General features: G+C 64.8%; 5 protein-coding genes. 4 read left to right on the plus strand and 1 reads right to left on the minus strand.

Going from position 1 to position 3,187, the window contains the following annotated elements; translation table 11 throughout:
- Positions 1 to 204 precede the first annotated feature (204 nt).
- From cyoC to AC1DT2_RS19175, 4 genes are all read left to right on the plus strand, one after another.
- Positions 205 to 780: a cytochrome o ubiquinol oxidase subunit III gene (gene cyoC / locus AC1DT2_RS19160; protein ID WP_477298065.1), complete on the plus strand. Its 576-nt coding sequence runs from the start codon at positions 205 to 207 to the stop codon at positions 778 to 780.
- Positions 777 to 1,184, plus strand: a complete 408-nt coding sequence (gene cyoD / locus AC1DT2_RS19165; RefSeq protein ID WP_063573884.1) for a cytochrome o ubiquinol oxidase subunit IV — start codon at positions 777 to 779, stop codon at positions 1,182 to 1,184. The genes cyoC and cyoD overlap by 4 nt, the downstream gene beginning before the upstream one ends.
- A 2-nt stretch (positions 1,185 to 1,186) precedes the next feature.
- Positions 1,187 to 1,963 (plus strand): SURF1 family protein, encoded by a 777-nt coding sequence (locus AC1DT2_RS19170; RefSeq protein WP_477298066.1) that lies wholly within the window; start codon positions 1,187 to 1,189, stop codon positions 1,961 to 1,963.
- A 102-nt stretch (positions 1,964 to 2,065) separates the two neighbouring features.
- Positions 2,066 to 2,995, plus strand: a complete 930-nt coding sequence (locus AC1DT2_RS19175; RefSeq protein ID WP_477298062.1) for a DUF535 family protein — start codon at positions 2,066 to 2,068, stop codon at positions 2,993 to 2,995.
- Here AC1DT2_RS19175 and AC1DT2_RS19180 read toward each other — a convergent pair.
- Positions 2,992 to 3,187, minus strand: a 196-nt coding sequence (locus tag AC1DT2_RS19180) for a hypothetical protein (RefSeq protein WP_477298064.1), incomplete at its 5' end; no start/stop codon positions are given. The two genes, AC1DT2_RS19175 and AC1DT2_RS19180, sit on opposite strands and share 4 nt — an antisense overlap.

Below are 3,187 nucleotides of genomic sequence, written 5' to 3' on the forward strand. Positions count from 1 at the left end.
TGTTCCTCATCGCCGGCGTCGCCTTCCTCGGTCTGCTGGTGACCGCGATCGGCCACACCTTCAATTACAAACGCGACTACTACATCCCCGCCGACGTCGTGGCCCGGACCGAGGCCGCCCGCACGGAAGAGCTTGCCGCCCATGTCTGATATCCAAGCCACGCCTTCCGCGGTCGTCGCGGACCAGCAGGACCTTCAGTTCTGGATGAAGGAAGACCATCACCCGGAAAACGGCACGTTGCTCGGGTTCTGGATCTACCTGATGAGCGATTGCCTCATCTTCGCCTGCCTGTTCGCCACCTACGGTGTCCTCGGCCGCAGCTACGCGGGTGGCCCTTCGGGCGCCGACCTGTTCGAGCTGCCGCTGGTGGCCGTCAACACCACGATGCTCCTGCTGTCCTCCATCACTTACGGCTTTGCCGTGCTGGAGATGCAGAAGAACCGCCGTGGCACGATGATGGCCTGGCTGATCGTCACCGGACTGTTCGGTGCGACCTTCCTCGGCATCGAGCTGTATGAATTCGCCAACCTCATCCATGAGGGCGCGGGTCCGCAGCGCAGCGCGTTCCTGTCGTCGTTCTTCACCCTTGTCGGCACCCACGGGTTGCATGTGACCTTCGGCATCGTCTGGCTGATCACGCTGTTGGTGCAGGTGGGTCGCTTCGGCCTCACCCCGGCCAACAAGCGTCGCATCATGTGCCTGTCGATGTTCTGGCACTTCCTCGACGTGGTCTGGATCGGCGTGTTCACCTTTGTCTACCTGATGGGAGTGCTGCCGTGAGCGCGCACATCGACTCGCACGACCACCACGACGACCATGGTCACGGTGAAGAGGAAGTCAGCCACAGCACCCTGAAGGGCTACATGATGGGGTTCTTCCTCGCCGTGGTGCTGACGGCGATCCCGTTCTGGCTGGTCATGGGCAAGGTCATTCCGAACCCGCAGACGCTGGCGATCGTGATCCTTACCTTTGCGGCGATCCAGATCGTGGTCCACATGATCTACTTCCTGCACATGGACACGAAGTCACAGGGTGGCTGGAACATGCTGGCGCTGATGTTCACCCTCATCCTGGTGGTCATCACGCTGACCGGTTCCATCTGGGTCATGTTCCACCTCAATTCGAACATGATGCCGGGCATGTCCCACGACATGACCGAGCAGCAGGTGAAGAACCTCCCTTGAGCGTGGGCGCGACAAACGAGCCAAGGACGCCGCGCCCTCCGCGCGGCGTCTTCGTTCTGGGCGTGCTGGCCGTACTTGGCGTACTGGTCTTTGTCGGCTTCATCGCTCTGGGCACCTGGCAGGTGCATCGCCGCGCCTGGAAACACGATCTGATCGCCCGCGTCGACACACGCGTCCATGCCCAGCCGGTCGATGCTCCCGGCCGTGGCCAGTGGCCGCAGGTCAGTGCGGCGAATGATGAATACCGCCGCGTGAAACTCACCGGTACCTTCCTGCAGGACAAGAGCGTCCGTGTCCGCGCGAGCACCGAGCTCGGCATGGGCTCGTGGTTGCTCACTCCCTTGCGCACGCCGTCGGGCGATATCGTGATCGTGAACCGCGGCTTCGTGTCGCCCACCTGGTGTGCGGGCAAGGCCGGCTGCGAGCCGGGTCCGTCCGGGTCGACGTCAGTGTCGGGGCTGTTGCGGATCAGCGAACCCAAGGGCGCCTTCCTGCAGAAGAACGATCCGGCCAGGGACAAGTGGTTCTCACGTGATGTCGCGGCGATTGCGTCGGCGAGGGGGTTGAGCGATGTCGCGCCCTACTTCGTGGATGCCGACGCGGCGTCGTCGCCGGGTCGTGACGAAGGAAATGACGGCCCGGTCGGCGGCCTGACCGTGATCGCATTCCCGGACAACCACCTGAGCTATGCCATCACCTGGTACGCGCTGGCGCTATTGACCCTGGTGGGCGCGTGGGTAGCGTGGAAGTCTGGCGGCATGGGCAGCGATCGCCGATAAATCGGCCCCTACCGAGCAGGGGGAGCTTGTTCCGCGACGGGCCGACCCGCCGGGGCATGCCGAAGGGATTTCAATTTTTCGGCCCCGGAACGTCTTAAGGGTATGCATCCGCATTACCCCGATCCCACCTCACTCCCCGACGCCAAGCTTGGCTGGGCTTCCGCCCGGCCCGCACGAGGCGCACTGGCCCTCCTTGTCGATCACGCCCGCCGGCGTGCCGCCTTGCGGCGGCAGGGAGCGGTTCGGGAACGCCGGCTGCCTTACCTGCTGCGCACGGTGATGGCCTTCCGTCGTCAGGCCGCCTGGCTCGGGCTGGTCGGGGGATCGCGGGCYATGCGCGACGCGGCCGAATTGAACCCCCGGGTCTACGAGCGCTGGCAGACCCATTACATCTCGCGCAAGTTCGACATGGTGATGCGCGCGCGGGTGATCGACGCCCATTACCGCTTCGTCGCGCGCGAGTTTCCGGAGCGCCTGCGGAATCGACTGCTCAAGGGTCATGACGTCCGTCTTGCCACGCTTCCCCTCGGCGGTGGTGAGATCGCGTATCTCCACGCGCGCACGCCGGAGAACGAATCCACCGGCGAGCTGGGGCTTTACCTGCTCAACGCGGACAAGGAAGTGATCTCCTCCTGCGCGATCACCTTCGCCGGTACGGAAGGCGTGCTGGTGGGGGCGATGCGTGGCTCGTGGGCTTACCTCGGCCGCGGGGCCATCGCGCGCTTCAGTCGCGCCACGGGCGGGTTGCGTCCACGCGACCTGCTGCTGGCCGTGGTTCGCGCGCTGGCCACGTACTACGGCATCGATAGGGTCCGGGGCGTATCGCGCAGTGCTCATCCGCTCGATCGTCGTGCCGGGGTGACCACCGCGTCGTACGACCGGTTCTGGCGGCGTCACGGTGGCGTTGCCGGCGAAGGTGGCTGCTACGAAATTCCCTGCCTGGCGGTATCCAGCGGCCGCGCGGAGCGCGACGCCTTCCGGCGCGAGGCGTGCGAAGTCACCCTGAAGTCGTTCGCGCGCGCGGCGGCCTAGAAGTTGTAAGTGCCGGTGAGCAGCACGACACGGCCTTGCCGTATCGGGACGAAGGTTTCGTCGAAGTTCACGGCGTACAGCGTGCGGGCAAAGAGGTTTTTCACCCCCAGGGTCACTCGCCAGTTTTCGCCGTAACGCGACACATTGGTCTCGACGCTGGCCTGTCCGGGAATGCCGAAGTACTGCCCGTCG

It is taken from the genome of Luteibacter sp. P4_E6 (assembly GCF_056401535.1).

Coding starts and splice junctions, on each gene's coding strand:
- cyoC (WP_477298065.1), top strand. CDS start 205: ATGAAGGAAGACCATCACCCGGAAAACGGCACGTTGCTCGGGTTCTGG.